Origin of the sequence: Methylomonas koyamae, assembly GCF_001644025.1 — a bacterium.
GTDB lineage: Bacteria > Pseudomonadota > Gammaproteobacteria > Methylococcales > Methylomonadaceae > Methylomonas > Methylomonas koyamae_A.
In genome coordinates, this window is record NZ_LUUK01000217.1 from 21,658 (window position 1) to 28,320 (window position 6,663).

Consider the following 6,663-nt stretch of genomic DNA (forward strand, 5'->3'; position numbering starts at 1 on the left):
CCTATCCAATCCGCTAACCACCCCAACGGGAAACAACCTCCCGACGGGGCTTGTTTTCTCGTTGTTTTAGCCTAACAATTCAAGGAAACCCGTATGAATTCGAATCCAACACTCACGGCAACAACGGAGTTCTCAATGGCTTCACAACCCAATCAACCATTCATGACCGAGGCGCAATACCTCGCCAGTGAACGCTCGTCCGACGTCAAACGGGAATACATCGACGGTGAAGTCATCGCCATGGCCGGCGCCCATCACAACCATTCGCGGATTGCGGCGAATGTGCTAGGTGAATTTCGCAATCACTTAAAGGGCCGGAGCTGTGAAGCGTTCATGGCCGATACCAAAGTGAAAGCGGGCCAGAACTACTTTTATCCGGATGTGGTCGTCGATTGCACGGAAGCACAGGGTAACGCGGATTATCTAACCTCGCCCCTGCTGATTGTCGAAGTGCTATCGAATTCGACCCGAAAAATCGATACCACCAAAAAGCTGCTCTACTACATCAATATTCCATCGCTCGAGGAATACGTGTTGATCGAGCAAGACATTGCTTCAATCGTCATGATGCGCAGAAAACATAATTGGCGATCGGAGTATTTTTATCTGGGGGATCAAGTGACCTTCGACTCGATTCAACTGACCTTGTCCGTGGCGGAGCTATACGATCGCGTGGACAATGACGATGTTAAACAATTCAAACAAGCATTGGTCGAACAAGACCAATAGCCACTTTTTTAAGTCCCTGTGACAGGGGCTTTTTCAAAACGGCCAAGCGGCCAATCGAAAACGGCAACACCGGCGAGAATTGGGGCTAGATCTCATGAACCGAGCCAATGAGCATATTCCTACCCAAACCCGCCACCCTTTCCGAAAAAAAACCCGTCAGTAGGCGGGCTATGTTTGTAGCCTGAATTCGGCGGGATTATTCGTTCATCTCCGTGTCTTGCCAACGCCGCTTTCGCATTGAGCCTCCCTTGAGTTCTATACGGTGGGCGCCGCTGACCAAACGATCCAGGATGGCATCGGCCAGGGTCGAGTTACCGCCACTCAGGTAGTCATGCCAACGATCTGACTGGTCACCAGCGTCGACCGGTTGCCGGTTCGCTGCTCGATGACTTCCAGTAAGTCACTGCGGCCGATGGCGTTCATCGCGGCGATGCCAAAGTCGTCCAGAATCAACAAATCCGATTTGGCCAGTTGATTCAGCCGCTTGCGAAAACTACCGTCACCGTGGGCGATGGCCAGTTCTTCCAACAGCAGTGGCATGCGATAGAACGCCACTGTCAAGCCCAGCCGGCAGGCCCGATTACCCAAGGCGCAGCCCAACCAGGTTTTGCCGGTTCCGGTCGGCCCCGTCATCAATAAGTTAGCGCCTTGTCTAACCCACTGGCATTGCGCGAGCGAGGCCATTGAACTGCGCTCCAAACCGCGTTCCGGCAGATAATCGATGTTTTCAAGGCTGCCGTTTTCCCGAAATTTGGCTGCTTTCAATAAGCGTTGCAGACGTCGATTCTCCCGGAAGGTCATTTCCTGGTCGACCAACAGGCCGAAACGCTCCTCGAACGCTAAGTGATGAGCATACGGGTTGCTCAATTGATCCTCGAACCCCTTGGCCAGACCGGACAATTTCATTTCATGCAATTTGCGTAATGTTTCCTGACTTAACATGTTTCTGGTCCTCAATGATAGTGCTGTGGGCCGCGAACATTGTCATGCTCGAAGTTGGCTTCCTGGCGTTCTTCTTCAGCCGAGACCACCGGTCCAATTGATTACGCAAAATGGATCGCACATTACTGACCGACGTCGCTCCGATTTCAATCGCTCGCTGGCAAGCAGGATTAAGCCGGTCCTCGCCAAATTCTTTTGCCAGCCCTTTTAGCATGTTATGCAAGCGATAGCCCTGTTCGTGGGTTTTCGTGTCGTTCAAAAGTTGAGCCATCAATTGCCGCAGGTGGCTTCCAACTTGCTCGGCCCAGGCCAGTGCCTGGTCGGGTTGCCACAAACCGTAGTGACGATGCGCGGCTTCCATGTGCTCAGGCACGGTGACTATGGCGATACCAAATTGCCGCGCATGGCTGGCTACCCGCCGTCCCCGAGACAGCACTTCCAGTGTCGACGCGGTAATCCGCAACTCGATGTCCTGTTTCTTGTATTGATACGGTACGCTGTAATAACAGCGGTCGAATTCTACGTGGTAATCAAGGCCGACCCTCGCTTTATGAAATTCCTCGTATTGATAAGGCGAGGCCGGTAACGGCTGCTTGGCCGGACGGTCGAGGGTTTCGAACGCTTCCCGCCGGCAACCGGGCAGTTTTTGAAGTGGCCTGTTATTCAAATCCACCAACAATTCGGCGATGGCCTGATTCAACTCGGCCAGACTATGAAACACCCGCTTGCGCAGCCGAAACAAGATCCAGCGTTCCACGATCAGCACGCCGTTTTCGGCTTTGGCTTTATCCTTGGGCTTGTAGGGACGTGCTGGCGAAATCACGGTGCCATAATGATCGGCCAGATTTTGGTAGGTGGCATTTATAACCGGTTCCCGTCGGCTGGCTTTATTGACGGCCGACTTGAGGTTATCGCACACCACTGCGGCCGGGACCGAACCGAAAAACTCGAACATCCGCACATGGGCGGCAATCCAATTCGGCAAACTCTGCGACAGATGTCCCTCGGCATAGATATAACAGGAGGCGCCCAGCGCGCCGACAAAAATTTGCACTTGGCGAACAAAGCCGCTGACCCGGTCTGTCAGTAGCAAGGTCGGGCCCGCGTAATCCACAAATACTTTCTCGCCGGCCATATGGATTTGCCGCATGGAGCGTTTCAATGACGCCATGAACTCTTGATTGCGCAGGCAGAACATGCTGTAACTGAGTCCAGCCGGGTACCTGTTCGTTACGGATATCGGGTGATGGTAACCTGGCCGTTCGCCAACCTTTATTTTTTGAATCGTGATACGTGTTGAAACGCTACGACGTGATCACACTCAGCTAAGTTTAACGCCAACCGAACGGCGACAATAGCCAAATCGAGCCGCCGACTAGACTTTGGGACAATTATGATCGAAACACGAATTGCGATAATTGGCTAACGCCGGTGGTCATCAGCGAGATGCGCGGCTAACACCAACCACTACCGGCAACCAATTTTAGAGACTAACAGGGGACGCGCATGGACTCGATAAACGACAGGGAAGGTTCGAGTTGCCTACGCAACCACCATGCTCGGCATCAATCCGGATTCGTCAAGTTGCCGCATTGGAAAAACCTGATTTCAATCGTTATCGGCGTAACTTCGAGAAAGGTCGGCGGCAACCTGGGCGACATCAACCTGAGCCAGGATACCTTTCGCAGCCGGTTTACCGACTACCCGTATACCAGCGCCGTCGCCACGCTGCCGGACATGCAAGCCTGTCCTGAGCGGAGTCGAAGAGGCGCCGGCCAAGTCCGCAGCCTGCGCGAAGCGGCCAGCATCAGCACCACCTTGGCGGGGCTGCTCAGCCAATTCGCTAGCGCCGGTCGCGCCGATCAGCAAGCCCAGCTCGATCAAATCCTCGACGCCTGGAGCGACACCAGCACCATGGCCTCCACCTTTGGCGGCGCCTACAGCGGCCACAGCCTGACCGTCAACATCCAAAACGTCGCCACCGGCAGCGCCGCCTACAACGCCTGGGCCGACAAACTAACCATCCTGGAACACTTCAACGGCCGCACGCTCAATGCCGTGCCGGCCGATATAGCGGTAAACAATGAAACCTGGAGAATAGCAGCATGAAATTGAATGCTCAAAAAAATATTAATAATCCGAAAGAGAACTTTAGAGAAACACAGGGATTTAGTTTATTTTCATTTGAAAATAAACTGCTCTATTTTTACTTTGTAACGCCATTTATTGTCGCCATATTGCTTAGTGATTATGCTGAAATTGATATTTCAAATATAATTTCAAAACATATAGGTTTGATAAGATTTATTCAGGTTGCTGGAATTAATGTTGCCAACAAAGCAATGATGTTTGTGACTTATTGCGTTTTTGCAATTTTTTATTGCGCCTGCCTACATTCATATAGAAACAAAAATAATTACAAACCCCCTTTCGGCGAAAAAAGTACACCTGATTTATTTAGCATAATATTCCTATCGTTAGTGTCGGTATTTGTGATGTATCTGGTTACAATTGTTGGCTTCGATGAAAGCTCTCTAATAAATCCATCTCGTCCAATAAAACTGTTATTGGTATTCGCTAAATTTGATATGTCTTTTGCGATTTATTTGGGATGTCTTATTTATGCAGGCGTCACTATGTTGTATTTGGCTTTGATTGGTATTATCGAGTTTTTTCACCGCCTATAGACATCAGTACTTGATTGAATTATCAGGCCTTACTTAAATTTTTTAAATAAATACTCACGGAGATATTCATGTCTGGCGATACGAACTTAACAGGAAATGCGGCCGCAACAACGAGTTTTACTACTGATGACTTTATGCAATTAGTTGGGACTTTTCGCGGTGCCGTGTTCGATTTTTATGAAGGTTATTCGGATGCATACAATGCGGCTGTTAAAGCTGGGTCTGATGCGCAACAAGCTATTATTAAAGGATTAGAGAATGCTTACCGAAAAGCGTCACAAGATTTTTTGGACGCCTATACGGCTTCCAATACTATGGCAAGCACATCGCCTTGGAAATCAGTTTATTCCGATTTGGCTGTAACAACTCTTGCCAAGGCAGATGTTCTTCAAGGTGATATAAGGGACAAGCAAGTTATACTGTCCGAGTTTATGCAAAAAGCGGCCTTTGATTTTGATAAGGTGATTGGGGACAATCCATGGCTTAAAGCTGCAGGTAAGAATGGCGGCACCATAGGGGATGTTGTGGATCTCGGCCTAGCTGTTTGGACCGGCGACAGTGGCGATGTCACAAAGGCAATAGCCGGCATAGCTTTGGGTGGGCTTGGTGCTGCGATAGGAGTAGCGCTTGCTCCTGCAAGTTTTGGCGCATTAGGCGTAGGTGTGTTGGCAGCTGCGCTAGGTATAGGAGGCGGGCTTCTCCCAGAAGCAGCCAACTATTTACCTAAAGTTGGCGAGAACGATTTTTGGGATTTTGTTGCTGATTCGATAACCAAACTTAATCCAATATCTGATGCTTGCGGCAACCAATTCACCTCCGCCACCGTCGCCACCCCACCCGTTCGCCGCGACCCACTGGTGTTCGACCTCAACGGCAACGGCCTGGAAACCGCCGGCGTCAACACCGCCAACCCGATCTACTTCGACCACGACGCCGACGGCGTCAAAACCGCGACCGGCTGGGTCAAAGCCGACGACGCCTTCCTAGTGTTGGACAAAAACGCCAACGGCACCATAGACAGCGGCCGCGAGCTGTTCGGCGACGCTATGCTCAAAAGCAACGGCCAACTGGCCGCCGACGGCTTCGACGCCCTGCGCGATCTGGACGCCAATCTGGACGGCAAAGTCGATGCCAATGACGCCCAATTCGCCAACCTGCGCCTGTGGCGCGACCTGAACCAAGACGGCATTAGCCAGGCCGACGAGCTGTTCACGCTGGATAGCCAAAACATCGCCGCCATCAACGTCGGCAGCACCGATCACAGCCAAATCCTCGCCAACGGCAACCAGTTGGCCGACATCGGCAGCTACGTCAAAACCGACGGCAGCGTCGCCACCCTGGGCGAAGTCACCGGAAATCTGGGCGACATCAACCTGATTCAGGACACCTTCCACAGCCAGTTTACCGATCACCTGGACACCAGCGCCGTCGCCACGCTGCCAGACATGCAGGGTGCCGGCCAAGTCCGCAGCCTGCGCGAAGCGGCCAGCATCAGCACCACCTTGGCGGGCCTGCTCAGCCAATTCGCTAGCGCCGGTCGCGCCGATCAGCAAGCCTTGCTGGATCAAATTCTCGACGCCTGGAGCGACACCAGCACCATGGCCACCACCTTTAGTGGCGCCTACACAGGCCACAGCCTGACCGTCAACATCCAAAACGTCGCTACCGGCAGCGCTGCCTACAACGCCTGGGCCGACAAACTGACCATCTTGGAGCACTTCAATGGTCGCACCTTCAACACTGTACCCGCCGGCACAGCCGCTGCCACGGTAACTCTTTGGACAACTACCCAGGATTTATTGCAGCGAAGTTACGATGCGCTAAGGAACTCAGTATATGAAAGCCTGCTAATACAAACTAGGCTCAAGCCGTATCTTGACGCCATTGCATTAACGGTTGACACCAATGGTATTGGCTTGGATTTCTACGCGATGGATGCGCTGTTGAATAGCAATCACGCCGCGAATGCCGTAGCGGGCATTGGTGATTTGTTGGAATTGGATCGCTTCATGGGGACAAAGCTGGGAGACAGCGGCTGGAACCGGCTGAGTCAAATTGGAGACTGGCTCGTTGCGGATAGCGGTAATAGCGGGGTTTTGAATTTATTGAATGAATTTGGCTATCCCACGGTTGTAACAACCGGAAACGGCGGGGATGCCAATGAACTCGTGACTGGTCAAGGCACCGATAAGGTTGTTTCGGGCAACGGCGGTAACGATTTGGTGGTGGGTGGCGTGGGAAATGATTCGCTGAGTGGCAACAACGGTAACGACATTCTCTACGGCGGCAGCGGCAACGACGTGTT

At 52.0% G+C, this 6,663-nt stretch carries 4 protein-coding genes and 2 pseudogenes; 4 read left to right on the forward strand and 2 right to left on the reverse strand.

Features of this window, described 5'->3' with window-relative positions; all coding sequences use genetic code 11:
- Positions 1-93: 93 nt before the first annotated feature.
- Positions 94-729, forward strand: a complete 636-nt coding sequence (locus A1355_RS21730; RefSeq protein WP_231883757.1) for a Uma2 family endonuclease — start codon at positions 94-96, stop codon at positions 727-729.
- A gap of 196 nt (positions 730-925) precedes the next feature.
- Here the strand turns inward: A1355_RS21730 and istB are convergent.
- Together istB and istA are read right to left on the reverse strand one after the other, a co-directional pair.
- Positions 926-1,671 (reverse strand): annotated as a pseudogene (gene istB / locus A1355_RS21735) (IS21-like element helper ATPase IstB).
- A complete protein-coding gene (gene istA, locus A1355_RS21740; protein ID WP_331710131.1) occupies positions 1,637-2,962 on the reverse strand; it encodes an IS21 family transposase in 1,326 nt (441 codons plus the stop codon). Before istA ends, istB begins: the two are co-directional and overlap by 35 nt.
- 215 nt (positions 2,963-3,177) lie before the next feature.
- On the opposite strand from istA, the gene A1355_RS21745 reads away from it, so the two are divergent.
- The 3 genes and pseudogenes from A1355_RS21745 to A1355_RS26320 form a co-directional block, all read left to right on the forward strand.
- A complete protein-coding gene (locus A1355_RS21745; protein WP_064031379.1) occupies positions 3,178-3,780 on the forward strand; it encodes a hypothetical protein in 603 nt (200 codons plus the stop codon).
- Entirely contained in the window at positions 3,777-4,358 is a 582-nt protein-coding gene (locus A1355_RS21750) for a hypothetical protein (RefSeq protein ID WP_064031380.1), read from the forward strand. The genes A1355_RS21745 and A1355_RS21750 overlap by 4 nt, the downstream gene beginning before the upstream one ends.
- A 68-nt stretch (positions 4,359-4,426) precedes the next feature.
- Positions 4,427-6,663 (forward strand): annotated as a pseudogene (locus A1355_RS26320) (hypothetical protein); the annotation flags it as partial.

Bases quoted from the DNA above. Each gene is read 5' to 3' on its own strand.
- A1355_RS21730 (WP_231883757.1), top strand. From the start codon at position 94: ATGAATTCGAATCCAACACTCACGGCAACAACGGAGTTCTCAATGGCT.
- A1355_RS21750 (WP_064031380.1), top strand. From the start codon at position 3,777: ATGAAATTGAATGCTCAAAAAAATATTAATAATCCGAAAGAGAACTTT.
- A1355_RS21745 (WP_064031379.1), top strand. From the start codon at position 3,178: ATGGACTCGATAAACGACAGGGAAGGTTCGAGTTGCCTACGCAACCAC.